Source organism: Tepidimonas sp. HKU77, assembly GCF_049728535.1.
In the GTDB taxonomy this organism is placed as follows: Bacteria; Pseudomonadota; Gammaproteobacteria; order Burkholderiales; family Burkholderiaceae_C; genus Tepidimonas.
In genome coordinates, this window is the sequence record NZ_CP187300.1 from 241,453 (window position 1) to 265,603 (window position 24,151).

Consider the following 24,151-nt stretch of genomic DNA (forward strand, 5'->3'; position numbering starts at 1 on the left):
TTGGGGCGCGTCGCCCCGCTCACGCCCCCGAGATGGAACGGCCGCCGACTGGAGGCAACTCACCGCGACCCGGGTGCTGGCGAGCCATGTCCCCGGCGTGGGAACATTCCTCCAATAACCACGCCCTGAACACGCCCAGCGCGGCCCGTTCGGGGCCGTCGGGTTGCACCCAATAATAAGCGCGCTGCGCTTTGAGCGGCCGCGGGCAGGCCACGACCAGCGCACCGCTGGCCAATTCGTCCTGCACCAGCAGCGTGGGCATGAGGGCCACGCCCAGCCCCGCGATGGCCGCAGCCGCCTGCATGGAAAACAACTCGTACCGGGGGCCTGCCATCGCGCGCGGGGCGTCCACGCCCTGCGCGTCAAACCACTGGCGCCATGCCTCGGGTCGGGTGGCTTGCTGCAGCAGCGGCCAGTGGGCCAACACCTCGGGATCGACGCCTTCACCCACGTCGGCCCCCGCCGCTACCAGCAGGCGCGGGCTGCACACGGGCAGCACATCCTCGTCCAGCAGGGGAGTGGCACGCGTGCCGGCCCATTGCTGCAACTGCTGCGGCGTGCCGGCCCAGATGGCCGCGTCCAGGCCACTGTCGGGGAACAGAAACGGGCGCGTGCGCGTCTCCAGGTGCACCAGCAAGTGGGGCTGACGTGCGGCAAGCCGCGGCAGGCGCGGGATCAGCCAGCGCGTGGCAAAGGTGGGGACGGTGGCCAGCGTGACGCTGTCGCCCTGCCCTTGGCGCCCCATCACGTCCACCACGTCGCGCTCCAGCGCATCCAGCCGTTCACGCACTTGGCGTGCGTAGTCTTCCCCCGCGGGGGTCAGCACCATGCCGTGCTGCGTGCGCCGAAACAGCCGCACGCCCAAAAACGCCTCCAGCGCCGCCACCTGGCGCGACACGGCCCCTTGGGTGAGCGCCAGTTCTTGCGCGGCGCGCGTGAAGCTTTGGTGGCGCGCAGCGGCCTCGAAGCATTGCAGGGCCTGAGTGGAGGGCAGGCGGCGACGCACAGTGGTCCTTTCAGATATGCGTTGAGATCATAACCGGCGCAGAAAAATTCGTTTGCGCGGGCGCGAGCCAGCCACTACCATGCCTTCGACTGGCGTGCGACACGCCCCCTCTTTTCATCACACCAAGGACACACCATGAGCCAACCCAAGGTTGCCTTCGACTGGGCCGACCCGTTTTTTCTGGACGATCAACTCACGCCCGATGAGCGCGCCGTGCGCGATGCGGCACGCACTTACTGCCAAGAGCGGCTGCTGCCACGTGTGCAAGAGGCGTTCCGGCACGAGAAAACCGACCGCGCAATCTTCAACGAAATGGGCGAAATCGGCCTGCTCGGCCCCACCATCCCCGAGCAGTACGGCGGCGCCGGGCTCAACTACGTGAGCTACGGTCTGATCGCGCGCGAAGTCGAGCGGGTGGACAGCGGCTACCGCAGCATGATGAGCGTGCAGTCTTCGCTGGTGATGGTGCCGATCCACGAATTCGGCACCGAGGCGCAGAAACAAAAATACCTGCCCAAACTGGCCACAGGCGAGTGGGTCGGCTGCTTTGGCCTGACCGAGCCCAACCACGGCAGCGACCCGGCTGGCATGATCACCCGCGCGCGCAAGGTGCCGGGTGGATACACGCTCACCGGCGCCAAGATGTGGATCACCAACAGCCCCATCGCCGACGTGTTCGTGGTCTGGGCCAAGGACGACGAGGGACAGATCCGTGGCTTCATCCTGGAAAAAGGCTGGAAGGGGTTGTCTGCCCCGGCGATTCACGGTAAGGTGGGCTTGCGCGCATCCATCACCGGCGAAATCGTGATGGACCAGGTCTTTTGCCCCGAGGAAAACGCCTTCCCCGGCGTGCGGGGGCTCAAGGGGCCGTTCACGTGCCTCAACAGCGCGCGCTACGGCATCGCCTGGGGCGCGCTGGGCGCAGCCGAGGACTGCTATCACCGCGCGCGGCAATATGTGCTGGATCGCCAGCAGTTCGGCCGGCCACTGGCCGCCAACCAGCTCATCCAAAAAAAGCTGGCCGACATGCTGACCGAAATCAGCCTGGGCCTGCAGGGCTGCCTGCGGCTGGGGCGCCTCAAGGACGAGGGCAAGGCGCCGGTGGAGCTGACGTCTATCCTCAAGCGCAACAGCTGCGGCAAGGCGCTCGACATCGCGCGCATGGCCCGCGACATGATGGGCGGCAACGGCATCAGCGACGAATACGGCGTGGCGCGCCACTTGGTGAATCTGGAAGTGGTCAACACCTACGAAGGCACGCACGACATCCACGCACTCATTCTGGGCCGCGCCATCACCGGCATCGCGGCGTTCGCCAACTAAGGCCACCGCATGAACGCGCCCATTGCTGCCCCCTGCCCCGCCGCGGCACCCGGCACCGAGAACCGCCCCAACGCCACCCCGCCCCGGCCGCTGGCGGGGGTGCGCGTGCTCGATTTGTCGCGCGTGCTGGCTGGACCGTGGGCGAGCCAGATCCTGGCCGACTATGGCGCCGATGTGCTCAAAGTCGAGCGCCCCGGCAGCGGCGACGACACCCGCACCTGGGGGCCGCCATGGTGGCAGCCTGACCCCGCCCAACCCGAACGGCGCCAGTCGGCCTACTTCATTTGCGCCAATCGCGGCAAGCGCTCGATCACCATCGACCTAGCCACCCCAGAGGGCGCCGAGCAGGTACGCACGCTGGCCCGCGAGGCCGATGTGCTGATCGAAAACTACAAGGTCGGGCAACTGGCCAAGTATGGACTGGATGCCGCCAATCTACAGGCCGTCAACCCGCGGTTGATCTACTGCTCCATCACCGGCTACGGGCAAAACGGGCCGCTGGCGCACAAGGCGGGTTACGACTTTGCCATCCAGGCCGAGGGAGGATTGATGAGCATCACCGGCGAGCCCGACGGTGAACCACAGAAGGTGGGGGTGGCCGTGACCGACCTCATGACCGGGGTATATGCCGCCACCGCCATCCTGGCAGCGCTGGTCGAGCGCGACCGCACCGGCCGCGGCCGCGTGCTGGATGCGTCGCTGTTCGACGTGCAGGTGGCCATGCTGGCCAACCAGGCCAGCAACCAACTCATCGGGCAGCGCACACCACGGCGCATGGGCAATGCGCACCCCAACATCGTGCCGTACCAGGCCTTCCCCACGCGCGACGGGCATCTGGTGCTGGCCGTGGGCAACGACGGCCAGTTTCAACGCTTTTGCGACGTGGCGGGTCACCCAGACGTGGCGCAGGACCCGCGCTTTGCCACCAACCCGGCGCGGGTGGAACACCGCGCGCTGCTGGTGCCGCAAATCGCCGAGTGGACACGCCAGCGTGACACGGCCGACTGGGTACGCGCCCTCGACGCCGCGGGCGTACCGTGTGCCCCGATCAACGACATCGCGCAGGTCATGGCCCACCCCCACGTGCACGCACGCGAGCTGCTGCTGCCGGGCACCGCCGACCGCCCGCCGATGGTGGCGCACCCCATCCGGTTCGACGGCCAGCGTCCCACCGCCGATCGCGCGCCACCGGCACTGGGGACGGATGAGGCACGGTGGCGGTGACATGGGCCTGTACCGGCCCGCCATCCGACACAGCCTGGCAAGCCGTGTCACCCGCTGTACCGGTCTCACTGTGCACGACGCGCTACAGTAGTGGTTGACCACGGTTTTCGACGGAGACGACGATGGACATGAAAGCCACCCCGCTGGTACAGCTGCGGGATCCGAGCTTGCTCAAAACCGACGCGCTGATCGATGGCCATTGGGTGGCCGCACCCGAGCGCTTTGCCGTGACCGACCCCGCCACCGGGCAGGAGCTGGCGCGGGTAGCCAAGCTGGACCCGGGCGATGCCCAGCGTGCCATCGATGCGGCCAACGCGGCGTGGCCCGCGTGGCGGAGCAAGACGGCCAAGGAGCGCGCCAACATTCTGCGTCGATGGTACGACCTGCTGATGGCCCATCAGGACGATCTGGCGCGCATCATGACCGCTGAGCAGGGCAAACCCCTGCCCGAGGCCAAGGGCGAGGTGGCTTATGGCGCCAGCTTCGTCGAGTGGTTTGCCGAGGAGGCCAAGCGCGTCAACGGCGAAACCCTTCCCCCCTTCGACAACAACCGCCGCCTGTTGGTACTCAAGCAGCCCATCGGCGTGTGCGCGGCGATCACGCCCTGGAACTTTCCGCTGGCCATGATCACGCGCAAAGTCGCTCCAGCACTGGCGGCCGGCTGCACGGTGGTAATCAAACCGGCCGAGCAAACCCCGCTGACGGCACTGGCCGCTGCGGAGCTGGCGCTGCGCGCCGGCATCCCCGCGGGTGTGCTCAACGTGCTGACGAGCGATGGGCCGGGCAGCATCGCCATCGGTCGGGTGTTGTGCGACAGCGACGTGGTGCGGCACCTGAGCTTTACTGGTTCCACCGAAGTGGGCCGCATCCTCATGGCGCAAAGCGGCCCCACGGTCAAGAAGCTCTCGCTGGAACTGGGTGGCAATGCGCCCTTCATCGTGTTCGACGACGCGGACATCGACAGCGCGGTCGACGGTGCCTTCGCCAGCAAGTACCGCAACGCGGGGCAGACCTGCGTGTGCTCCAACCGCATCTACGTGCAGGAGGGGGTGTACGAGACCTTCGTGCACAAATTTGCCGCCAAGGTGGCCACGGCCAAGGTGGGCAACGGGTTCGACGAAGGCGTGAATCAGGGGCCGCTGATCGAGGAAGCCGCGGTAGAAAAAGTCCAACGGCACGTGGACGATGCGCTGGCCAAGGGCGGCCGCGTGCTCACCGGCGGCCACCGGCTGGGCGGTCTGTTTTATGCGCCAACGGTGGTGGCCGACGCCACGCCGGACATGCTGTGTGCGCGCGAGGAAACCTTTGGCCCCTTTGCGCCGGTGTTCAAGTTCCGCACCGAGGACGAAGTCATCCGCCTGGCCAATAACACCGAATACGGACTGGCGAGCTACTTCTACAGCCGTGACGTGGGGCGCATCTTCCGCGTGGCCGAGGCGCTGGAATATGGCATGGTCGGTGTCAACGTCGGCATCCTGGCCACCGAGCACGTTCCCTTCGGCGGCGTCAAACAATCGGGCCTAGGGCGTGAGGGATCGCACCACGGCATCGACGAGTACGTCGAGCTCAAGTACGTCTGCATCGGCGACGTGTTGAAGTAACCCCACACCGGGCGCGGCCGGGCCGCGCCTATGCCCTACAATAGAGGGTGACGCGGGCGTCGTTCAATGGTAGGACCTGAGCTTCCCAAGCTCAAGACGTGGGTTCGATTCCCATCGCCCGCTCCACACCCCCTTTTCTTTCGGCCGCTGCTACCCCGCTCGCCGGCGGTTGGCTGATCTGGCCGCCCCCTCTCCGGCCCTCTTTTCCTCCTGCCCCGACGTGTTCAAAAATCTGACGGTATTTCGGCTGGGCGGCGGTTTTGTCGCGCCACTGGAGGCGATGGAGCAGGCGCTGGCCACCCAGCCCTTCCACCCCTGTGGTCCCAACGAAATGCACAGCCAGGGCTGGGTGCCGCCGCGCGGGCAACCGCATGCGCCGCTGGTCGAATCGGTGGCCGGGCACCGCTTGATGCGCTTTCGCATCGAGAGCAAGCGCGTGCCGGCTGCCGTCGTCAAGCGCGAGCTGCAGGGGCGCTGCGCGCAGATCGAGGCCACCGAGGGGCGTCAGCCGGGCCGGCGCGAGCAGCGCGAGCTCAAAGAGCAAATCGTGCAGGCGCTGCTGCCGATGGCGTTTGCACAGACGGTGGATGTGCTGGTTTGGATGGATGTCGCGGCAGGCCGAGTGGCGCTCGACACCACGAGCACCAAACGCGTGGATGCGGTGGTGACGGCGCTGGTCAAGGCACTGGACGGACTGCGCGTGGAGCCGCTGCAGACCGCGCAAGCGCCCGCCACCGCCATGGCGGGCTGGCTCGCGTCGCCTGCCGACGATTGGCCGGCGCACTTCGCCCCGGGCCGCGAAGTCGAACTCAAAGCGGACGGCGACAGCCCGGCCGTGGTGCGCTACAGCCGCCACGTGCTCGACGGTGACGAGATGCAACGCCACCTGGCGCAGGGCAAACGCCCCACCCGCCTCGCGCTCGATTGGGACGGTCGCGTCAGCTTCGTGCTGACCGAGACCTGGCAACTGCGCCGCATCGCGTTTCAGGACGGCGTGTTCGAAGACAACGACGCCGCAGAGACCGATGGCTTCGACGGCGACGCGGCGATCACCACGGGCGAATTGTCGACGCTGCTTGGCGACCTGATCGCGGCGCTCGGTGGCACGCAGCCGCAGGAAATCACCCCTTGAGCACCTGCCCGTCGGCGTCGATGACACGCACGTCGATCGGGATGCCCTCGCGCACGCTCATCGAGACGGTACAGAATTCCTCGAATTGCCCGAGGATGCGGTCCAGGTGCTCGTAGGCCGCACCGGGGCGCTCCAGACGCAGATCCACCTGGATGTGCTGGATGCGCAGCCGGTTGGCGGCGTTGCGGCCCACGGTGGCGTGCGCGGTGGCACTCAGGCGCCCAGGCTCTTGCTTGAATTTGGACAGCGCAAAGGTAAGGCTGGCACACAGGCAGTTGGCCACAGCGGCCAGCAGCAGGTGCTTGGGCGACGGGCCAGCGGACTGCCCTAACGGCGGGGGCTCGTCGCTGATCCAGCCGGGAGTACCCAGCCCGAAGTCGATGTCGAATTGGTAGCCGTCGCGTCGAACGACGGTGACAGGAGCGGAAGTTTCCATGGTGACAGTATGCCGGAAACGCCGCGTTGCGGGCGACCTCATCCGCCTCCGCGACGCATGATGAGATCGAAGTGGCGCATGAATGCTTCGCGCTCGCGGCCCACCACACTCTCAAACCGAAATCGTACCCACAGGCGAGGCAAGCGCAGCTGTGCGATGGCCCTCGGTGGCAGGGGCTGCCACGTCAGCGTCAAGCGGCCGGCGCCAATCTCCACCTGAGCGCCGTCGTTGGTCTGGGTCCACCGGTGCGGCCCCACGGCCACGGGCAGCCAGCGCAGCCACTCGTGCACCGTGCAGCCCATCTCGCGTTCGAAGGTCTCGTCACTGGCCGTATTCACCGGACTGGCCTACCAGGTCATCCCCCGGCAATCGGTGGCCACACGGCCACCACGTCACCGGCGGCCAAGGCGCGCTGTGCACGGTCGGCCGGTGGCACGAACACGCCGTTGACCAAGACCAGGTGCACCAGGCGCGGTGGCAGTTGGTAGCGCTCGATCAGGGCTTGCACCGTGCTGCCCTCGGGCACGTCGAGCTCGACCTGGTTGAAGCGTGCCCCGGCGGGCAAGTAGTCGCCCAGCGTGGCAAACAGTTTGAGGGTGATGCGCATCGGGTCGCCAACCTCAACGCCGCCGGGCATCGGCCGCCGCGCTCCAGTGCGCCTGCGCCTGCGCAGCCGCCAAATAGGCGGCCATGAACTGCGTGGGGTCGTGCATCAACTTGTCTTTCCATTCGCCCAGCCGCACACGCCCCTCGACCAAGCCACGCAAGGCGCCGATGTGCTGCGTCCAGCCCACGCTGTTGCAGCCCACCATCACGTCACCGTCGAAGCACAGGCTCAACACCTTGTGGTGCTGCGCATCGACGCGCTCCACGCGCTCGCCCCCCGGCACCCCCTGCCAGTTGCCAAAGCTGGCCGAAATCAGCCCCAGCGTGTCGAGCACGTTGATCTGGGTCACACCGCGCAACTCGGCGTGCTGCCCCACCATGTTGAGCGCGGCCACGCGCGCCTGCTCGGCCGCGTTGGGCTGGATGGCGCTCACGATGGTGGTGCCCGATATCTTGTCGAAGGCCTCGGCACAGTCGCCCGCGGCATAGATGCCGGAGACGTTGGTCTGCATCTGTTCGTCGGTCAGCACCCCCTGTAAGCAACGGATGCCGCTGTCTTGGAGAAATTCGATGGCGGGCTTGACCCCGGCGGCGATGATGACCAAGTCGGCGTCGATATGTTGCCCGTTGGACAGACGCACGCGCAGTGGCTCGGCGCGCTCGATGGCCTCCAGCCGCGTGCTGGTATGCACCGCCACGCCTTTGGCCTCGCACCACTGGCGGATCATGCCGCCGGCAGCAGGCCCCATCATGCGCGGCACCATGCGGTCGCCCATCTCGACGATGGTCAGCGTCACGCCGCGCTGTTGCAGCGCCTCCATGATGATGCAGCCAATGAAGCCCGCCCCCAGCTGCAGCACGCGCGCCCCGGGCTGCGCGCGCGCCATGATGGCGCGCGCATCGGCGAGCGTCCAGCAGTGGTGCACGCCGGGCAGGTCGATGCCGCGAATCGACGGACGCACGGGGCGCGATCCGGTGGCGATCAGCAACCGATCGAACGGCAACGCCCACCCGTCGTCGAGCGTGACCGTGCGCGCTTGCGCATCGACCGACTTCGCCCGGGCGAACACGCGCTCGATGCCCAGCCGCTCGTAGTGGTCGGGCGCCTTGCGCAGATGGGTTCCCGCTTCGTCGATCTGCCCAATGAGCAGGTAGGGAATGGCCATGCGCGAGTATGGCGGCTCCGGCTCGTCGCCCACCAGGGTGATACGGTCTGCCGGCGCATGTTTGCGGATGGTCTCCGCGGCGATGACGCCGGCAGGACCCGCACCCAGAATGACGTGATGCGTCATGTCAATGCTCTCCACCAAGCGGTAAGCGGCCAGGCAGGCCGCTCGCACGTGCGGATGTGCTCGAGACGGTGCGCCCGATCACAGGCCCAACCGCGCCAGGGTTTCCGGCTTGGGCCGACCCTCGGCATCCCAGCCGCGCACCTCGTAGTACTTGGGCAGCATCTCCGGCAGCTTGTTGGTCAGCCCCTTGGCTGGGCCGGTCTTGGCGGGCTCGGTCAGCAGCCGCGGCGGCAGTGTGTCATCGCGGGCGGTAAAGCCCGCGGCGTTGTTGAAGGCGCGCTCCATGTTCCAGATGCGCTCACCGATGCGCTCGAGCTCCTGCACCGTGAACTCCTCGCCGCAGGCCGCCGCCACTTGTGGAGCCACGTCGGCCAGCGTCCAGGCAAAGCTGGTGAAGATGCAAATGCCCGCGGAGTCGAAGGCGGCGGTGGCGTCCTGAAAGGCTTTGACCAGCTCGGGCTTGCCCTCGGTGGTCAGCGGGTCGGTCTTGATGGGGATGCCCAACACTTCCGACGCCACCGTATAGCCGCGCAGGTGGCACGCGCCACGGTTGCTCGTGGCATAAGCCAGCCCCATGCCCTGGATGCCGCGGCTGTCGTAAGCGGGGAACTCCTGCCCCTTCACACTCATGGACAGCTCGGGGTGGCCGTACTTCTCGCACAGGCGCTTGGAGCCGAGTGCGATTTCTTTGCCGAAGCCCACGCCGTTGGCGGTCATATCGGCCAGCTCGCACAGCGCGCGCGCCGAGCCAAAGGGCGCTTCGATACCGATTTGCTCCTTGGTCAGCACGCCCAGTTCATAGAGCTCCATGACCGCACCGACGGTGGCGCCGAAGCTGATCGGGTCCATGCCCTGCTCGTTGCAGATAAGGTTGGCGTACTGCAGCGCCTCGAGGTCGTTGACGCCGTTGGCCGCGCCCAGCGCCCAGGCGGCTTCGTACTCCAGACCGCCGCTCGCACCCCAGTACTGCGGCTTGTTTTGCACGCTGAAGTGCGTCTCGTCGATTTTGCTGATGCGCCCGCAGGCGATGGTGCAGCCAAAGCAGGCCTGGTTGGTCACCAGGTGGGTTTTGCCATCGCTGGGCCGGGGCGTGAGCATCGCTTCGGCCGAGATGTCCTTGGCGCCTTCGAACTGCACGTCGCGGTGGTTGCGCGTGGGCAGCGCGCCGATTTCGTTGATGACGTTCATGAGCACCTGGGTGCCGTATTTGGGCAGGCCCTGGCCCGTGACGGCATTGTCGGCCAGCACCTTTTTGGCGGCGCGCGTGGCGGCCATGAAGGCCTGCGGATCGCGGATGCCGCCCACCCCCTTGGTGCCGCGCACCGCGATGGCCTTGAGGTTTTTGCTGCCGGCTACCGCGCCCACGCCGGAGCGGCCGGCCGCACGGTGCAGGTCGTTGACCACGCAGGCAAAGAGGACTTGGTTTTCGCCGGCACGGCCGATGCTGGAGATGCGCAGCAGCGGATCTTGCAGGCTGGTCTTGAGAATTTCCTCGGTCTGCCACACGGACTTACCCCACAGGTGCGAGGCGTCGCGCAGCTCGGCCACGTCGTCGTTGACGTACAGGTACACGGGCTTGGGCGAGCGGCCCTCGAAGATGATCATGTCCCAGCCCGCCATCTTGAGCTCCGCCCCCCAGTAGCCACCGGAGTTGGAGCAGGCAATCGCCCCGGTCAGCGGCCCTTTGGTGATGACGGTGTAGCGCCCACCGGTGGAGGCCATGGTGCCCGTCAGCGGCCCGGTGGCCCAAATGATTTTGTTGTCGGGTGACAAGGGGTCGACCTTGGGGTCGACCTCCTCCACCAGGTATTTGCTGCCCAGCCCGCGCGAGCCCAAATACTGGCGCGCCCAGGTCATGTTCAGCGGCTCTGGCGTGCAAGTACCTGCGGTGAGGTTGACGCGAAGGATTTTTCCGGCCCAAGACATGTTCGTGCTCCTGCGAGGAAATCAGGCGGTGACTTGGTTGCCGAGCTTGTCGGCCCACTGCTTCATGCGCTCGATGCCGGTCCAGTTGGCATCGATGAAGGTGATGGCCCCCGTCGGGCAGGCCTCGGCGCACGCAGGCTGCCCACCGCAGAGGTCGCATTTCTGTACCTTGCCCGTGGCCTCGACGTAGTTGATGGTGCCAAACGGGCACGCGATGGTGCACACCTTGCAGCCGACGCAGGTGGTCTCGTTGACCACCTTGGCGCCCGTGACCTTGTCCACCGTGATGGCCTCCACGGGGCAGGCGTGCAGGCACCACGCCTCGTCGCACTGGGTGCACGTGTAAGGCACCTTGCGCCCCGTGTGGTGGAAGTCGAATACCTTGATGCGGGACTTCGAGGTGGCATAGACGCCGTAGTTCTCGAACGAGCAGGCCATCTCGCACTGGAGGCAGCCCGTGCACTTGCCCGGGTCGATGTGCAGCACCTTCTGCATGCTTCGTCTCCTGGTAGGGGCGTGTCGGGGACGCCCTTATGAACTTGTCTGCATGGGTATTGTTGGATGAGAATCTCCCACGAATCCTGGGGATAACCCTAGCGCACGGCGGGCGTGCGCGGAAATTCTCAAAATGCGACAGTCGATCGCGCCCGTGCCGCCAGCGCGCACGCCATCGACACGAGGAGACGGCATTGAGCATCCCCCCGACCGGCCATCAGCCCCCCTGGAGCCATTCGCCTGCCGAACGACCTGCGCGGGCGCTCGCCATCGAGGACGCGCGCCGCCGGCTGCTGGACGACCCCGACCTCCAGGGAGACGTCTGGGGCATCGAGCCCTGGATCGCCTCGTCGTGGCGCCGCTGCCTGGCGCGCGGACAGCGCCCCCGGGAGCGCGTGGTGTTCGACAGCGTCAGCACGGCGGCGGTGCGCCGGGCCCTGGACGCCAGCCACGCGCTGCGGCGTGCCGCCAGTCCGATCATCGACCACACCCTCGGGCGGGCGATGTCGGACACCGGTTACTTCGCGCTGCTCACCGATGCCCAGGGGATCGTGATCGACGTGCACGGCCCGGTGGATGCCGGCAATCGGCACGTGCATGCAATCGCACGGGTCGGCGTGGACCTGTCGGAGGCGGCGATCGGCACGTCGGCGATCGGCGCCGCACTGGCCGAGCGGACGCCCGTCTGGCTGCACCGCGGAGAGCACTTCTTCGACGACACCGCGGTCTACAGCTGCGCTGGGGCCCCGCTGTTCGACCCCGACGGTGCCTGCATCGGCATGCTGGACCTGACCGGGGTGATGGCCCCGGAGCGGCGGGCCCTCAAGCACCTGGCGAGCGTGACCGCCCGCCGCATCGAGAACGCTCTGGTTCGGCTGCGGCCGCACGCGCTGGGCGTTCGCCTCACGTGGCCGGGCCACCTGCCCGGCGATGACGATGACGGCCTGCTGGCGCTGGACACCGATGGCCGGATCGTGGGTGCCAACCGAACCGCGATCGACATGCTGGACCTGCGATCCTGCGCCAGCGGCTGGCCGCATGCGGACGAGGTATTCGCCGTGCCGTGCGGCGACCTGTTCGGCGCGGCGCGGCGGGGACGCGGCCCGATCGAAGTGCCGACCTGGTCGGGGCTGCGCGTGCTCGCCCTCGCGCAATCGGGGCGCGACGACGCCATCCACGGCGCGGCGCTGCCGCTCAAGAGCCGCGAGGCGGCGCTGATCCGCCATGCGGTGGCGCAGGCCGGCGGCAACGTCGCCGAGGCCGCGCGGCGGCTGGGCATCAGCCGCGCCACCGTCTACCGCAAACTGGGGCAGCGCTGAAACCTTCGGCCGCCGCGCGCGGATCAGCGCTTGGCGTTGGGGAAGAACAACTGCTCGCCGCCGATCCTGTAGCCGGCGATCGCCGCCTGCCCGGCCGGCCCGGTCACCCAGTCGATGAACCGTTGCCCCTCGGCCGTCTTGACGTGCGGGTGCTTGGCTGCACTGACCAGCATCACGCCGTACTGGTTGAACAGGCGTTGATCCCCCTCGACCAGAACCGCCAGATCGGCCCGGTTCCTGAAATTGAGCCAGGTGCCGCGGTCGGTCAGCACATAGGCGCCCGTGCCTGCGGCCATGTTGAGCGCAGGGCCCATGCCGCAGCCGCATTCCCGGTAGCCGCTGCCCTTGGCGGCTTCGTTGCCGGTCTGGGCCCAGAAGCGCAGCTCGGCGGCGTGCGTGCCACTCTTGTCCCCGCGCGACACGAACGGCGCGTTGCTGGCCGCCACCTTGCGCAAGGCCCCCACGATGTCGTTGCCCTTGACGCCGGCCGGATCCGCCTTGGGCCCGACGAGCACGAAGTCGTTGTACATCACGTCCAGCCGCTGGACACCGAAGCCGTCGGCCACGAACTTCTCCTCCGCCGCCTTGTCGTGCACGAACAGCACATCGGCATCACCCCGGCGCGCCATGTCGATGGCCTGGCCGGTGCCCAGTGCCACGACCTTCACGTCGATGCCCGTGGCCTGCTTGAACTGCGGCAGGATGTGGCCGAACAGGCCGGACTGCTCGGTCGACGTGGTCGAGGCCACGACGATGCTTTGCGCATGGGCAACCCAGGCCGTGAGCGAGATGGCCGCGGCCAGGAACCAGGACTTGGCTTTCATGGGGTTTCTCCTTCGACGAACGCATGGGCCTGCGGCGAACACGCCGCCAGCAGGTCCCGATTGAAAAAGGTGTGCGCGGGCAGGTCCGCCAGGACGTGGCCACCCTCCAGATAAACCACGCGGGTGGCCAGGCGACGCACCTGCCCCAGGTGGTGGCTGCTGAAGATCAGCGTTTTCGGCGGAACGGCGTCACCGGCGGTGAAGTCGTGGATCAGGGCCTCGACCTCGTGCCTCGCCTGCGGATCGAGGCTCGCGGTCGGCTCGTCCAGCAGCCAGATGGACGGCTGCTGCGCCCACGCGCGGGCCAGCGCCAGCCGCTGCTGCTGCCCACCGGACAGGGCGCGCGCATTGCGGTCGGCCAGGGCGTCCAGCCCCACCCGGGCCAGGGCCTCACGGGCGCGGGTGCGGGCCTGCGCCCAGGAGTGCCCCTGCAGCCACAGACCGAGAGCGACGTTGCGCAGCGCGCTCAGGCGCATCAGGTAGGGGCGCTGAAACACCAGCGCCGCCCGCTGATCCGGCGCGCGGCGCAGCTCGCCGTCGACCGGCAGCAACCCCATCAAGGCGCGCAACAGCGTGCTTTTGCCGCTGCCGTTGGTGCCCACCAGCGCCACACGTTCGCCGGCCTGCACGCGCAGGTCGATCCCGCGCAGCGCATGCACCTGTCCGCTTGGACCCAGCCGGGCATGCACCCCCCGCAACTCAAACAGCGGCGTCATGCGGGTATCTCCGCCAGGGCGGCGCCGTCCACCCGCTCGCGCCAGCGGCGCAGCAGCGAGACCACCGCGTTCAGGCCCAGCACGACCGCCAGCAGCACGAGTCCGAGCCCCAGGGCCAGGGGCAGGTCACCTTTGCTGGTCTCCAGCGCGATCGCCGTGGTCATGACACGGGTGAAGCCCTCGACGTTGCCCCCCACGATCATGACCGCGCCCACCTCGGCCACGGCGCGGGCAAAGGCAGCGATCACCACCATCAACAAGGCGACGCGCTCGTCCCACGCCAGCCACACGGCACGCGTGCCGACCCCGGCGCCCAAGGCGCGCTGTGCACGGTCGGCCGGTGGCACGAACACGCCGTTGACCAAGACCAGGTGCACCAGGCGCGGCGGCAGCTGGTAGCGCTCGATCAGGGCTTGCACCGTGCTGCCCTCGGGCACGTCGAGCTCGACCTGGTTGAAGCGTGCCCCGGCGGGCAAGTAGTCGCCCAGCGTGGCAAACAGTTTGAGGGTGATGCGCATCGGGTCGCCAACCTCAACGCCGCCGGGCATCGGCCGCCGCGCTCCAGTGCGCCTGCGCCTGCGCAGCCGCCAAATAGGCGGCCATGAACTGCGTGGGGTCGTGCATCAACTTGTCTTTCCATTCGCCCAGCCGCACACGCCCCTCGACCAAGCCACGCAAGGCGCCGATGTGCTGCGTCCAGCCCACGCTGTTGCAGCCCACCATCACGTCACCGTCGAAGCACAGGCTCAACACCTTGTGGTGCTGCGCATCGACGCGCTCCACGCGCTCGCCCCCCGGCACCCCCTGCCAGTTGCCAAAGCTGGCCGAAATCAGCCCCAGCGTGTCGAGCACGTTGATCTGGGTCACACCGCGCAACTCGGCGTGCTGCCCCACCATGTTGAGCGCGGCCACGCGCGCCTGCTCGGCCGCGTTGGGCTGGATGGCGCTCACGATGGTGGTGCCCGATATCTTGTCGAAGGCCTCGGCACAGTCGCCCGCGGCATAGATGCCGGAGACGTTGGTCTGCATCTGTTCGTCGGTCAGCACCCCCTGTAAGCAACGGATGCCGCTGTCTTGGAGAAATTCGATGGCGGGCTTGACCCCGGCGGCGATGATGACCAAGTCGGCGTCGATATGTTGCCCGTTGGACAGACGCACGCGCAGTGGCTCGGCGCGCTCGATGGCCTCCAGCCGCGTGCTGGTATGCACCGCCACGCCTTTGGCCTCGCACCACTGGCGGATCATGCCGCCGGCAGCAGGCCCCATCATGCGCGGCACCATGCGGTCGCCCATCTCGACGATGGTCAGCGTCACGCCGCGCTGTTGCAGCGCCTCCATGATGATGCAGCCAATGAAGCCCGCCCCCAGCTGCAGCACGCGCGCCCCGGGCTGCGCGCGCGCCATGATGGCGCGCGCATCGGCGAGCGTCCAGCAGTGGTGCACGCCGGGCAGGTCGATGCCGCGAATCGACGGACGCACGGGGCGCGATCCGGTGGCGATCAGCAACCGATCGAACGGCAACGCCCACCCGTCGTCGAGCGTGACCGTGCGCGCTTGCGCATCGACCGACTTCGCCCGGGCGAACACGCGCTCGATGCCCAGCCGCTCGTAGTGGTCGGGCGCCTTGCGCAGATGGGTTCCCGCTTCGTCGATCTGCCCAATGAGCAGGTAGGGAATGGCCATGCGCGAGTATGGCGGCTCCGGCTCGTCGCCCACCAGGGTGATACGGTCTGCCGGCGCATGTTTGCGGATGGTCTCCGCGGCGATGACGCCGGCAGGACCCGCACCCAGAATGACGTGATGCGTCATGTCAATGCTCTCCACCAAGCGGTAAGCGGCCAGGCAGGCCGCTCGCACGTGCGGATGTGCTCGAGACGGTGCGCCCGATCACAGGCCCAACCGCGCCAGGGTTTCCGGCTTGGGCCGACCCTCGGCATCCCAGCCGCGCACCTCGTAGTACTTGGGCAGCATCTCCGGCAGCTTGTTGGTCAGCCCCTTGGCTGGGCCGGTCTTGGCGGGCTCGGTCAGCAGCCGCGGCGGCAGTGTGTCATCGCGGGCGGTAAAGCCCGCGGCGTTGTTGAAGGCGCGCTCCATGTTCCAGATGCGCTCACCGATGCGCTCGAGCTCCTGCACCGTGAACTCCTCGCCGCAGGCCGCCGCCACTTGTGGAGCCACGTCGGCCAGCGTCCAGGCAAAGCTGGTGAAGATGCAAATGCCCGCGGAGTCGAAGGCGGCGGTGGCGTCCTGAAAGGCTTTGACCAGCTCGGGCTTGCCCTCGGTGGTCAGCGGGTCGGTCTTGATGGGGATGCCCAACACTTCCGACGCCACCGTATAGCCGCGCAGGTGGCACGCGCCACGGTTGCTCGTGGCATAAGCCAGCCCCATGCCCTGGATGCCGCGGCTGTCGTAAGCGGGGAACTCCTGCCCCTTCACACTCATGGACAGCTCGGGGTGGCCGTACTTCTCGCACAGGCGCTTGGAGCCGAGTGCGATTTCTTTGCCGAAGCCCACGCCGTTGGCGGTCATATCGGCCAGCTCGCACAGCGCGCGCGCCGAGCCAAAGGGCGCTTCGATACCGATTTGCTCCTTGGTCAGCACGCCCAGTTCATAGAGCTCCATGACCGCACCGACGGTGGCGCCGAAGCTGATCGGGTCCATGCCCTGCTCGTTGCAGATAAGGTTGGCGTACTGCAGCGCCTCGAGGTCGTTGACGCCGTTGGCCGCGCCCAGCGCCCAGGCGGCTTCGTACTCCAGACCGCCGCTCGCACCCCAGTACTGCGGCTTGTTTTGCACGCTGAAGTGCGTCTCGTCGATTTTGCTGATGCGCCCGCAGGCGATGGTGCAGCCAAAGCAGGCCTGGTTGGTCACCAGGTGGGTTTTGCCATCGCTGGGCCGGGGCGTGAGCATCGCTTCGGCCGAGATGTCCTTGGCGCCTTCGAACTGCACGTCGCGGTGGTTGCGCGTGGGCAGCGCGCCGATTTCGTTGATGACGTTCATGAGCACCTGGGTGCCGTATTTGGGCAGGCCCTGGCCCGTGACGGCATTGTCGGCCAGCACCTTTTTGGCGGCGCGCGTGGCGGCCATGAAGGCCTGCGGATCGCGGATGCCGCCCACCCCCTTGGTGCCGCGCACCGCGATGGCCTTGAGGTTTTTGCTGCCGGCTACCGCGCCCACGCCGGAGCGGCCGGCCGCACGGTGCAGGTCGTTGACCACGCAGGCAAAGAGGACTTGGTTTTCGCCGGCACGGCCGATGCTGGAGATGCGCAGCAGCGGATCTTGCAGGCTGGTCTTGAGAATTTCCTCGGTCTGCCACACGGACTTACCCCACAGGTGCGAGGCGTCGCGCAGCTCGGCCACGTCGTCGTTGACGTACAGGTACACGGGCTTGGGCGAGCGGCCCTCGAAGATGATCATGTCCCAGCCCGCCATCTTGAGCTCCGCCCCCCAGTAGCCACCGGAGTTGGAGCAGGCAATCGCCCCGGTCAGCGGCCCTTTGGTGATGACGGTGTAGCGCCCACCGGTGGAGGCCATGGTGCCCGTCAGCGGCCCGGTGGCCCAAATGATTTTGTTGTCGGGTGACAAGGGGTCGACCTTGGGGTCGACCTCCTCCACCAGGTATTTGCTGCCCAGCCCGCGCGAGCCCAAATACTGGCGCGCCCAGGTCATGTTCAGCGGCTCTGGCGTGCAAGTACCTGCGGTGAGGTTGACGCGAAGGATTTTTCCGGCCCAAGACATGTTCGTGCTCCTGCGAGGAAATCAGGCGGTGACTTGGTTGCCGAGCTTGTCGGCCCACTGCTTCATGCGCTCGATGCCGGTCCAGTTGGCATCGATGAAGGTGATGGCCCCCGTCGGGCAGGCCTCGGCGCACGCAGGCTGCCCACCGCAGAGGTCGCATTTCTGTACCTTGCCCGTGGCCTCGACGTAGTTGATGGTGCCAAACGGGCACGCGATGGTGCACACCTTGCAGCCGACGCAGGTGGTCTCGTTGACCACCTTGGCGCCCGTGACCTTGTCCACCGTGATGGCCTCCACGGGGCAGGCGTGCAGACACCACGCTTCGTCACACTGGGTGCACGTGTAAGGCACCTTGCGCCCCGTGTGGTGGAAGTCGAATACCTTGATGCGGGACTTCGAGGTGGCATAGACGCCGTAGTTCTCGAACGAGCAGGCCATCTCGCACTGGAGGCAGCCCGTGCACTTGCCCGGGTCGATGTGCAGCACTTTTTGCATGCTTGGTCTCCTGGGTAGCGGGGCCGCAAGGACGCCCTTGTGAAGTTCACCGCTTTGGTATTGTTGTAGGAGAATCCCCTGCCATCCTTGGGGATAACCCTAGTCGGCCGGGGAGGCGTGCGGAATTTCTCAAAATGCGACAGTGAACGTGTACGACGGGCGTCGCGCCGAATCGGCATTTGCCGTCCAATTGCCCCGGCGGAGCCCCAAAACGATCAGGAGACGACCTTGGCCCTTGCCCCCACCCGCCCCGGCGAATCGGTCAGCCCGCGGCCGATCCCCCCGCACGCCCGCACCGTCGCCATCGACCAAGCCCGGCGCCGGATGCTCGACGACCCGCAGCTCGACGGGGATGTGCCGGGCCTCGAGCCGTGGATCGCGTCCTCGTGGCGCCGCTGCCTGGCACGCGGGCAACGCCCAGGCGAGCGGGTGGTGTTCGACAGTGTCAGCGCCGCCGTCATGCGGCGGACCTTGGAAGCCAGCCAGACCCTGAGGCAGGCAGCCACCCCCATCATCGACCGCACGCTGGGTCGGGCAATGTCCGACACCGGCTACTTTGCGCTGCTGACCGATCCGAACGGAATCGTCATCGACGTGCACGGCCCGGTCGATCCCGGCAACCGGCATATCCATGCAATCGCACGCATCGGCGTAGATCTGTCGGAAGGGGCCATCGGCACCTCGGCCATCGGCGCCGCGCTGACCGAGCGGATGCCGGTTTGGCTGCACCGGGGGGAACATTTCTTCGACGACACCGCGGTCTACAGCTGCGCCGGGGCACCGCTGTTCGACCCCGACGGCGCATGCATCGGCATGCTCGATCTAACCGGTGTCATGGCGCCGGAGCGCCGCGCCCTCAAGCACTTGGTCAGCGTGACGGCGCGCCGCATCGAAAACGCCCTGGTGCTGTTGCGCCCCCATGCCCTGAGCCTGCGACTGACGTGGCCCGGGCATCTGCCGGGCGATGACGACGATGGCCTCCTGATCCTCGACGCCGACGGGCGCATCGTGGGCGCCAACCGCACGGCCACCGAGATGCTGGACCTGCGGGCGAACATCGGGGCGAGCGCGGGCGGCTGGCCCCACGCCGACGAGGTGTTTGCCGTGCCGTATGGCGACCTGTTCAGCGCCGCGCGACGGGGGCGCGGGCCGCTCGAAGTACCCAGTTGGCTGGGGCTGCGGCTGCTGGTGTTGGCGCAGTCGGGGGGCGACGACACCCAACACGGCCCCAGCTTACCTCTCAAAAGCCGGGAGGCGGCCCTCATCCGCCACGCCGTGGCGCAAGCTGGCGGCAATGTGGCCGAAGCGGCGCGGCAACTGGGGATCAGCCGGGCCACGGTCTATCGCAAGCTGGCCCAGCGCTGAGGCCGGCAACACCTGCCGCGCCGATCAGCGCCGCGCGCTCGGGAAGAAGGCCGCCTCCCCCCCGATCCGATAACTGGCAATCGCTGCTTGCCCCATAGGCCCGGTGATCCAATCCACAAACGCTTGTGCCGCTGCCGTCTTGACGTGTGGGTGTCGTTCGGGGTTCACTCGAATCACCCCGTAGGGATTGAACAGGCGCGGGTCCCCCTCGACCAGCACGGCCAAATCGGCGCGGTTTTTGAAGTTCAGCCAAGTGCCGCGATCCGTCAACACATAGGCAGCGGTGGCGGCGGCCATGTTGAGCGCGGCCCCCATGCCGCAGCCGCATGGCCGATAGCCGCTCCATCCAGGCTCGGGTCGCCCCGCCTGCGCCCAAAACCGCAATTCGGCGGCGTGGGTTCCGCTCCTGTCGCCGCGTGAGACGAACGGCGCGCCGGCTGCCGCCACCTTACGCAGCGCCTCCACGATGTCGCGCCCCCGAACACCGGCGGGATCCGTCTTGGGCCCCACCAGCACGAAATCGTTGTACATGACCTCCAGCCGCTGCACCCCCCAGCCTTCCGCAACGAAGCGCTCCTCGGCCGCCTGATCGTGCACGAACAACACATCGGCATCGCCGCGGCGCGCCATGTCGATCGCTTGCCCGGTCCCCAGCGCCACCACCTTGACCTCGATCCCTGTCGCCTGTCGAAACCGTGGCAATAGGTGGCCGAAAAGACCCGACTGCTCCGTCGAGGTGGTGGAAGCCACGACGAGGGGCTGCGCGTGAACCGTCCACGCCACGAGACAGCCGACAGCCGTCAGTAACCAGGATAGCAACTTCATGGGGTTTCTCCAAGGACAAAAGCACGAGCCTGAGGCGAATGCCGCGCCAGGACATCGGGGTCGAAAAAATCATCCACAGGAAGATCGGCCAGAATGCGCCCTGCTTCCAGATAGACGACGCGGCTGGCCAGGCGCCGCACCTGCCCCAGTTGGTGACTGCTGAAAATCAGAGTCCCTCCCCCCTCCTGCGCTGGTGAGGCGCCAGGAGCGGCGAAAGTGCGGATCAAGGCCTCGACCTCGAGCCGGGCCTGCGGATCGAGGCTGGCGGTCGGCTCATCGAGCAGCCAGACATTGGGGTGCTGCGCCCAGGCCCGGGCCAGGGCCAACCGCTGCTGCTGCCCCCCCGACAAGGTCCGCCCGTTGCGCCCCGCGTAGGCCGCCAGGCCCACCCGCTCCAGCGCTTGCAGGGCCAGCACCCGCGCCTGTGCCCAGCGCTGCCCCTGCAACCACAGCGCAATCGCCACGTTGTGCAACGCGCTCGAGCGCATCAGGTACGGCCGCTGGAACACCAGGGCCGCACGCACCCCCGGGGCGCGGTGCAATACGCCCCCCACCGGCAACAGACCCATGAGCGTACGCAACAGCGTACTCTTGCCACTGCCGTTGCTGCCCACCAGCGCCACGCGCTCGCCAGGCTGCACGCGCAGGTCGATCCCGCGCAAGGCGTGTACCTGCCCCGCAGGGCCCAGACGGACGTGCACCCCGCGAAAGTCATATAGCGGCGTCATGCGCGCGCCTCCAGCAGTGTAGGCCCATCCGCCCGTTCGCGCCAGCGTCGCAGCAGCGCCACCAGGGCATTCAGGATCAGCACCACCCCCAGCAGGACGATGCCCAGCCCCAGCGCCAGCGGCAGATCGCCCTTGCTGGTCTCCAGCGCAATCGCCGTCGTCATGACGCGGGTAAAGCCATCGATATTGCCGCCCACGACCATCACCGCCCCCACCTCCGAGACCGCGCGCGCAAACGCCGTGATCACGACCGTCAGCAGCGCGTACCGCTCATCCCAAGCGAGCAGCCAGCCGCGCCACACCGTCCCGGCGCCCAGCGCGCGCAACTGCTCGCCGTACTGCGATTCCGCATCCTCCACCACCTGGCGCGTGAGCCCGATGACCAACGGCAACACCAGCACCGTCTGCGCCAGCACCATGGCCTGAAACGTAAACAACCACCCCAGAAAGCCCAGCGGCCCCGAGCGGGACAGCAGCAGGTACACCACCAGCCCGACCACCACCGATGGAACCGCCAGCAGCGTATTGACCAGCGTCACGACGGCAGCGCGCCCCGGAAAACGCGCCACGGCCAGCCATGTTCCGATCGACAACCCCAGCACGCACGCCAACCCGCAAGCGGTCGCACTGACCGCCAACGACCGCGCGACGATCTGCCACAACGTCGCGTCCCCCGACAGGACCAACCCCCAGGCAACCGCCAACCCCTGCGCAAAAGACTCCATGACCGTGCATCGTAGCGGCCGAGCAAACGGCAAGCGCCCGTGGCTTTCCCGGTATGCAGCGGCGTGCATAGGCCTGGGGACACCGGCAGCGCAGGCGGTGCCCCCGTCACATCGGGCACACTGTGGGCATGCGCAGGATTGGGCTTCACTACCTTCTGGACGACACGGGCAGCGACCATGCCGCCCCGCTGCGCAACCCCTTGATGGATCTGCTGTACGCCGTGCGCACTGGCGGCTCGATCGCAGCGGCGGCGCGTGCGCTGGGGTGGTCGTACCGACATGCGTGGGGACAGCTCAAATCGTGGGAAGACCGGCTCGGTCAACCGCTCGTGCACTGGGAGCGGGGCCAGGCCGCCACCCTCACCCCGTTTGCCGAAAAACTCATCTGGACCGAGCGGCTGGCGCAGGCCCGCCTGATGCCACAGATCGAGGCCCTGCGGGCCGAGTTGGAGCGCACCTTCGCGCTGGCCTTCGACCCGGACAGCCATGTGCTGCCGCTGTACGCCAGCCACGACGACGCCCTGCCGCTGCTGCAGACACACGCGGCCGAACACGCGCGCCTGCACCTGGACATCCGCTTTTGCGGCAGCGTGGAAGCGCTGCGCGCACTCGACGACGGGCGCTGCGTGGTCGCTGGCTTTCACACGCGTGAGCAGCCAGGCATCGACAGCCCCGCTGCGCGCGCCTACCGGCCGCTGCTCGCCCCGGGGCGGCACAAGCTGCTGGGCTTTGCGCAGCGCTGGCAGGGCCTGATCGTCCCCCCAGGCAATCCCCGCCGGCTGCGCGGTCTGGCGGACGTCGTGCGCTGGCGGCTGCGTTACGTCAATCGGCCCGAAGGCACCGGGACCCGGCTGCTGTTGGATGAGCTGCTGCGCGAAGCGGGCCTGCAACCGCAGGAGCTGCCGGGCTACGACCGCTGCGAGCCCTCGCACGCCGCCGTTGCGCAGACGGTGGCCAGCGGCAGCGCCGATGCGGGCTTCGGTACACAGGCGGCCGCGCAGCGGCTGGGGCTGGGCTTCGTCCCCTTGGTGCGCGAACGCTATGCCCTCGCCTGCCTCGAAACTGCCCTGGAGCAACCCGGGCTGCGCGCCCTGCGCGACGTGTTGACCACGCCCGCCTGGCAGGCGCGACTGGCCGGCATTCCAGGCTATGCGCCGCAGGACTGCGGCGCCGTGCTCTCTCTGACCGCGACGCTGCCGTGGTGGCGGCTGCCGCCAAAGCGCCGGCCCAGGAAGGCCGTGGGGTCAGAATAGCTCCCGCTCGGCTTCCAAGTACGCCAAACTGGTGTACTTGCCAATATTGGAGTCGAACCCCGCCATCCCCCGCGCCCGTGCGGCCACGCGGGGGTCCTTGAGCACGAGTTCCTTGGCCTTTTCCAGCGGCACGCCGTCCTTGACGGCCTGCACGCACGGCTCCCAAATGCCCTTGAGGAAAGTGCCGTAGTCGCGCAGCAGCGTCTTGCTGCCGCGCCCATGCCCCGGCCACCACACTTGGTCGCCGGCGGCCTGTTGCAGCGCTTCGTAGTACTTGAACGTCCCCGGGTAGGAGCCATCGTCGATGTTGGCGATGCGGTTTTCCATCGCAATGTCGCCGACATAGGTGAAGCGATCCTGCACCACCTCCACGCACAGATCGGACGGCGTGTGCGCCTTGCCGTAGTGGTGCATGCGCAGGGTGACATCGCCAAAAGTGAACGTCTGCCCGTGCTGCACCGGCCGGTTGGGCGCCACCACCTGTGTGCCCATCGTGGCTTGGTTGGTCCAGCGCTCCATCAAGCTGCGCCACAGGCTGCCTTCGGCCCCTTTGATCTGCTCGATGGTGTGCGGCAAGGCGTAGATTGGCAGCGCCTCGCCGTACGTCTTGACGAAGGCGTGATTGCCCAGCCAGTGGTCGCCGTGGTAGTGGCTGTTGAAGATCGCCACCACGGGCTTGTCGGTCACGGTGCGGATCATGCGGACGACCATCTCGCCGTGCTGCAGCGAGCACCCGGCGTCGAGCATCACCACCCCCACCGAAGTCACGACGAACACCACATTGGCCATCACCCCGCGGTTTTCCGGCGTGGGAAAGCCGTCCTGAGCGTAAATCATCCAAACGTGGGGGGCGATGCGCTCGGGCTTCACATCGGGCACCGGCGGCCCCTCGATAAAGTCCTGCAACTGCTGGGCAAACAGCCGCACCTCGGGCACGGCGGCCAACCCGGCGCCGACCATGCCCGCACCTGCGGTGAGCTGCAGCCAGCGCCGACGCGACAAACCATTCGAAGTCATGTTGTCTCCTTTTCAGCGAGCCCACGGTACGACTCGCCACGATGAGACAATAAGCATACAGGGATGGACGGCAGCGGTCCACTGCCGCGCGTCTCTCGCGCGGCAGAG

General features: G+C 67.7%; 23 protein-coding genes, 1 tRNA gene and 1 pseudogene. 8 read left to right on the forward strand and 17 right to left on the reverse strand.

The features are described from left to right. Positions 1–19: 19 nt before the first annotated feature. A complete protein-coding gene (locus ACPP3B_RS01050; protein ID WP_424859481.1) occupies positions 20–1,006 on the reverse strand; it encodes a LysR substrate-binding domain-containing protein in 987 nt (328 codons plus the stop codon). A 135-nt stretch (positions 1,007–1,141) separates the two neighbouring features. Here ACPP3B_RS01050 and ACPP3B_RS01055 point away from each other — a divergent pair, with 135 nt between their 5' ends. The 5 genes from ACPP3B_RS01055 to ACPP3B_RS01075 all read left to right on the forward strand — a co-directional run bounded on the left by ACPP3B_RS01055 (position 1,142) and on the right by ACPP3B_RS01075 (position 6,286). Next, positions 1,142–2,329, forward strand: coding sequence for an acyl-CoA dehydrogenase (locus ACPP3B_RS01055; RefSeq protein WP_424859482.1), 1,188 nt, complete (start codon positions 1,142–1,144; stop codon positions 2,327–2,329). A gap of 9 nt (positions 2,330–2,338) precedes the next feature. Next, positions 2,339–3,553, forward strand: a complete 1,215-nt coding sequence (locus ACPP3B_RS01060) for a CaiB/BaiF CoA transferase family protein (RefSeq protein ID WP_424859483.1) — start codon at positions 2,339–2,341, stop codon at positions 3,551–3,553. A 122-nt stretch (positions 3,554–3,675) separates the two neighbouring features. After that, complete coding sequence (locus ACPP3B_RS01065; protein WP_424859484.1) at positions 3,676–5,154, forward strand: NAD-dependent succinate-semialdehyde dehydrogenase; 1,479 nt, start codon at positions 3,676–3,678, stop codon at positions 5,152–5,154. 52 nt (positions 5,155–5,206) lie between these two features. Then, positions 5,207–5,280, forward strand: a tRNA-Gly gene (locus tag ACPP3B_RS01070). A gap of 94 nt (positions 5,281–5,374) precedes the next feature. After that, positions 5,375–6,286, forward strand: a complete 912-nt coding sequence (locus ACPP3B_RS01075; protein WP_424859485.1) for a recombination-associated protein RdgC — start codon at positions 5,375–5,377, stop codon at positions 6,284–6,286. On the opposite strand, the gene ACPP3B_RS01080 is transcribed toward ACPP3B_RS01075, so the two are convergent. The 6 genes from ACPP3B_RS01080 to ACPP3B_RS01105 form a co-directional block, all read right to left on the reverse strand. Continuing rightward, positions 6,276–6,722: an OsmC family protein gene (locus ACPP3B_RS01080; protein ID WP_299020398.1), complete on the reverse strand. Its 447-nt coding sequence runs from the start codon at positions 6,720–6,722 to the stop codon at positions 6,276–6,278. The genes ACPP3B_RS01075 and ACPP3B_RS01080 overlap by 11 nt on opposite strands. A 38-nt stretch (positions 6,723–6,760) precedes the next feature. Further along, a complete protein-coding gene (locus tag ACPP3B_RS01085; protein WP_299020400.1) occupies positions 6,761–7,060 on the reverse strand; it encodes a hypothetical protein in 300 nt (99 codons plus the stop codon). A gap of 17 nt (positions 7,061–7,077) precedes the next feature. Further along, on the reverse strand, positions 7,078–7,329 hold the full coding sequence (thiS, locus tag ACPP3B_RS01090) for a sulfur carrier protein ThiS (protein WP_299020403.1): 252 nt from the start codon (positions 7,327–7,329) through the stop codon (positions 7,078–7,080). A 13-nt stretch (positions 7,330–7,342) separates the two neighbouring features. Continuing rightward, positions 7,343–8,620 (reverse strand): NAD(P)/FAD-dependent oxidoreductase, encoded by a 1,278-nt coding sequence (locus ACPP3B_RS01095; protein WP_299020406.1) that lies wholly within the window; start codon positions 8,618–8,620, stop codon positions 7,343–7,345. 78 nt (positions 8,621–8,698) lie between these two features. Beyond that, positions 8,699–10,546, reverse strand: coding sequence for an aldehyde ferredoxin oxidoreductase family protein (locus ACPP3B_RS01100; RefSeq protein ID WP_424859486.1), 1,848 nt, complete (start codon positions 10,544–10,546; stop codon positions 8,699–8,701). Between the two features lie 21 nt (positions 10,547–10,567). Further along, positions 10,568–11,041, reverse strand: coding sequence for a 4Fe-4S dicluster domain-containing protein (locus ACPP3B_RS01105; RefSeq protein ID WP_424859487.1), 474 nt, complete (start codon positions 11,039–11,041; stop codon positions 10,568–10,570). A gap of 194 nt (positions 11,042–11,235) precedes the next feature. Here ACPP3B_RS01105 and ACPP3B_RS01110 point away from each other — a divergent pair, with 194 nt between their 5' ends. Further along, a complete protein-coding gene (locus tag ACPP3B_RS01110) occupies positions 11,236–12,360 on the forward strand; it encodes a helix-turn-helix domain-containing protein (RefSeq protein ID WP_424859488.1) in 1,125 nt (374 codons plus the stop codon). A 23-nt stretch (positions 12,361–12,383) separates the two neighbouring features. On the opposite strand, the gene ACPP3B_RS01115 is transcribed toward ACPP3B_RS01110, so the two are convergent. The 6 genes and pseudogenes from ACPP3B_RS01115 to ACPP3B_RS01140 form a co-directional block, all read right to left on the reverse strand. Further along, complete coding sequence (locus ACPP3B_RS01115; protein ID WP_424859489.1) at positions 12,384–13,184, reverse strand: substrate-binding domain-containing protein; 801 nt, start codon at positions 13,182–13,184, stop codon at positions 12,384–12,386. Beyond that, complete coding sequence (locus ACPP3B_RS01120) at positions 13,181–13,900, reverse strand: energy-coupling factor ABC transporter ATP-binding protein (RefSeq protein ID WP_424859490.1); 720 nt, start codon at positions 13,898–13,900, stop codon at positions 13,181–13,183. Before ACPP3B_RS01120 ends, ACPP3B_RS01115 begins: the two co-directional genes overlap by 4 nt. After that, positions 13,897–14,223: pseudogene (locus tag ACPP3B_RS01125) on the reverse strand (ABC transporter permease); the annotation flags it as partial. The gene ACPP3B_RS01120 and the pseudogene ACPP3B_RS01125, both read right to left, overlap by 4 nt. A 208-nt stretch (positions 14,224–14,431) precedes the next feature. Next, positions 14,432–15,709 carry an NAD(P)/FAD-dependent oxidoreductase gene (locus ACPP3B_RS01130; protein WP_299020406.1) on the reverse strand — a complete coding sequence of 426 codons (1,278 nt, stop codon included), beginning with the start codon at positions 15,707–15,709 and terminating at the stop codon, positions 14,432–14,434. 78 nt (positions 15,710–15,787) lie between these two features. After that, entirely contained in the window at positions 15,788–17,635 is a 1,848-nt protein-coding gene (locus tag ACPP3B_RS01135) for an aldehyde ferredoxin oxidoreductase family protein (RefSeq protein ID WP_424859486.1), read from the reverse strand. Between the two features lie 21 nt (positions 17,636–17,656). After that, complete coding sequence (locus ACPP3B_RS01140; RefSeq protein ID WP_424859487.1) at positions 17,657–18,130, reverse strand: 4Fe-4S dicluster domain-containing protein; 474 nt, start codon at positions 18,128–18,130, stop codon at positions 17,657–17,659. A 228-nt stretch (positions 18,131–18,358) separates the two neighbouring features. On the opposite strand from ACPP3B_RS01140, the gene ACPP3B_RS01145 reads away from it, so the two are divergent. Continuing rightward, positions 18,359–19,495, forward strand: a complete 1,137-nt coding sequence (locus ACPP3B_RS01145; RefSeq protein ID WP_424859491.1) for a helix-turn-helix domain-containing protein — start codon at positions 18,359–18,361, stop codon at positions 19,493–19,495. A 24-nt stretch (positions 19,496–19,519) separates the two neighbouring features. Here ACPP3B_RS01145 and ACPP3B_RS01150 read toward each other — a convergent pair whose 3' ends face one another. From ACPP3B_RS01150 to ACPP3B_RS01160, 3 genes are read right to left on the reverse strand one after another with little or no spacing between them, the layout of a single operon-like run. Continuing rightward, entirely contained in the window at positions 19,520–20,320 is an 801-nt protein-coding gene (locus tag ACPP3B_RS01150) for a substrate-binding domain-containing protein (protein ID WP_068607593.1), read from the reverse strand. Beyond that, positions 20,317–21,048 carry an ATP-binding cassette domain-containing protein gene (locus ACPP3B_RS01155; RefSeq protein WP_143969083.1) on the reverse strand — a complete coding sequence of 244 codons (732 nt, stop codon included), beginning with the start codon at positions 21,046–21,048 and terminating at the stop codon, positions 20,317–20,319. Before ACPP3B_RS01155 ends, ACPP3B_RS01150 begins: the two co-directional genes overlap by 4 nt. Then, positions 21,045–21,773: an ABC transporter permease gene (locus tag ACPP3B_RS01160; protein WP_143969082.1), complete on the reverse strand. Its 729-nt coding sequence runs from the start codon at positions 21,771–21,773 to the stop codon at positions 21,045–21,047. The genes ACPP3B_RS01155 and ACPP3B_RS01160 overlap by 4 nt, the downstream gene beginning before the upstream one ends. Before the next feature lie 128 nt (positions 21,774–21,901). On the opposite strand from ACPP3B_RS01160, the gene ACPP3B_RS01165 reads away from it, so the two are divergent. Further along, positions 21,902–23,026, forward strand: a complete 1,125-nt coding sequence (locus ACPP3B_RS01165; RefSeq protein ID WP_424859492.1) for a substrate-binding domain-containing protein — start codon at positions 21,902–21,904, stop codon at positions 23,024–23,026. Here the strand turns inward: ACPP3B_RS01165 and ACPP3B_RS01170 are convergent. Continuing rightward, complete coding sequence (locus ACPP3B_RS01170; RefSeq protein ID WP_424859493.1) at positions 23,018–24,043, reverse strand: MBL fold metallo-hydrolase; 1,026 nt, start codon at positions 24,041–24,043, stop codon at positions 23,018–23,020. The genes ACPP3B_RS01165 and ACPP3B_RS01170 overlap by 9 nt on opposite strands. Between the last annotated feature and the right edge of the window lie 108 nt (positions 24,044–24,151).

What these genes read in the sequence shown, in the direction of transcription:
- ACPP3B_RS01155 (WP_143969083.1), bottom strand. Translation starts at nt 21,048, where the DNA reads ATGACGCCGCTATATGACTTTCGCGGGGTGCACGTCCGTCTGGGCCCT.
- thiS (WP_299020403.1), bottom strand. Translation starts at nt 7,329, where the DNA reads ATGCGCATCACCCTCAAACTGTTTGCCACGCTGGGCGACTACTTGCCC.
- ACPP3B_RS01115 (WP_424859489.1), bottom strand. Translation starts at nt 13,184, where the DNA reads ATGAAAGCCAAGTCCTGGTTCCTGGCCGCGGCCATCTCGCTCACGGCC.
- ACPP3B_RS01120 (WP_424859490.1), bottom strand. Translation starts at nt 13,900, where the DNA reads ATGACGCCGCTGTTTGAGTTGCGGGGGGTGCATGCCCGGCTGGGTCCA.
- ACPP3B_RS01130 (WP_299020406.1), bottom strand. Translation starts at nt 15,709, where the DNA reads ATGACGCATCACGTCATTCTGGGTGCGGGTCCTGCCGGCGTCATCGCC.
- ACPP3B_RS01165 (WP_424859492.1), top strand. Translation starts at nt 21,902, where the DNA reads ATGCGCAGGATTGGGCTTCACTACCTTCTGGACGACACGGGCAGCGAC.
- ACPP3B_RS01135 (WP_424859486.1), bottom strand. Translation starts at nt 17,635, where the DNA reads ATGTCTTGGGCCGGAAAAATCCTTCGCGTCAACCTCACCGCAGGTACT.
- ACPP3B_RS01060 (WP_424859483.1), top strand. Translation starts at nt 2,339, where the DNA reads ATGAACGCGCCCATTGCTGCCCCCTGCCCCGCCGCGGCACCCGGCACC.
- ACPP3B_RS01105 (WP_424859487.1), bottom strand. Translation starts at nt 11,041, where the DNA reads ATGCAGAAGGTGCTGCACATCGACCCGGGCAAGTGCACGGGCTGCCTC.
- ACPP3B_RS01055 (WP_424859482.1), top strand. Translation starts at nt 1,142, where the DNA reads ATGAGCCAACCCAAGGTTGCCTTCGACTGGGCCGACCCGTTTTTTCTG.
- ACPP3B_RS01140 (WP_424859487.1), bottom strand. Translation starts at nt 18,130, where the DNA reads ATGCAAAAAGTGCTGCACATCGACCCGGGCAAGTGCACGGGCTGCCTC.
- ACPP3B_RS01100 (WP_424859486.1), bottom strand. Translation starts at nt 10,546, where the DNA reads ATGTCTTGGGCCGGAAAAATCCTTCGCGTCAACCTCACCGCAGGTACT.
- ACPP3B_RS01170 (WP_424859493.1), bottom strand. Translation starts at nt 24,043, where the DNA reads ATGACTTCGAATGGTTTGTCGCGTCGGCGCTGGCTGCAGCTCACCGCA.
- ACPP3B_RS01095 (WP_299020406.1), bottom strand. Translation starts at nt 8,620, where the DNA reads ATGACGCATCACGTCATTCTGGGTGCGGGTCCTGCCGGCGTCATCGCC.
- ACPP3B_RS01150 (WP_068607593.1), bottom strand. Translation starts at nt 20,320, where the DNA reads ATGAAGTTGCTATCCTGGTTACTGACGGCTGTCGGCTGTCTCGTGGCG.
- ACPP3B_RS01160 (WP_143969082.1), bottom strand. Translation starts at nt 21,773, where the DNA reads ATGGAGTCTTTTGCGCAGGGGTTGGCGGTTGCCTGGGGGTTGGTCCTG.
- ACPP3B_RS01065 (WP_424859484.1), top strand. Translation starts at nt 3,676, where the DNA reads ATGGACATGAAAGCCACCCCGCTGGTACAGCTGCGGGATCCGAGCTTG.
- ACPP3B_RS01080 (WP_299020398.1), bottom strand. Translation starts at nt 6,722, where the DNA reads ATGGAAACTTCCGCTCCTGTCACCGTCGTTCGACGCGACGGCTACCAA.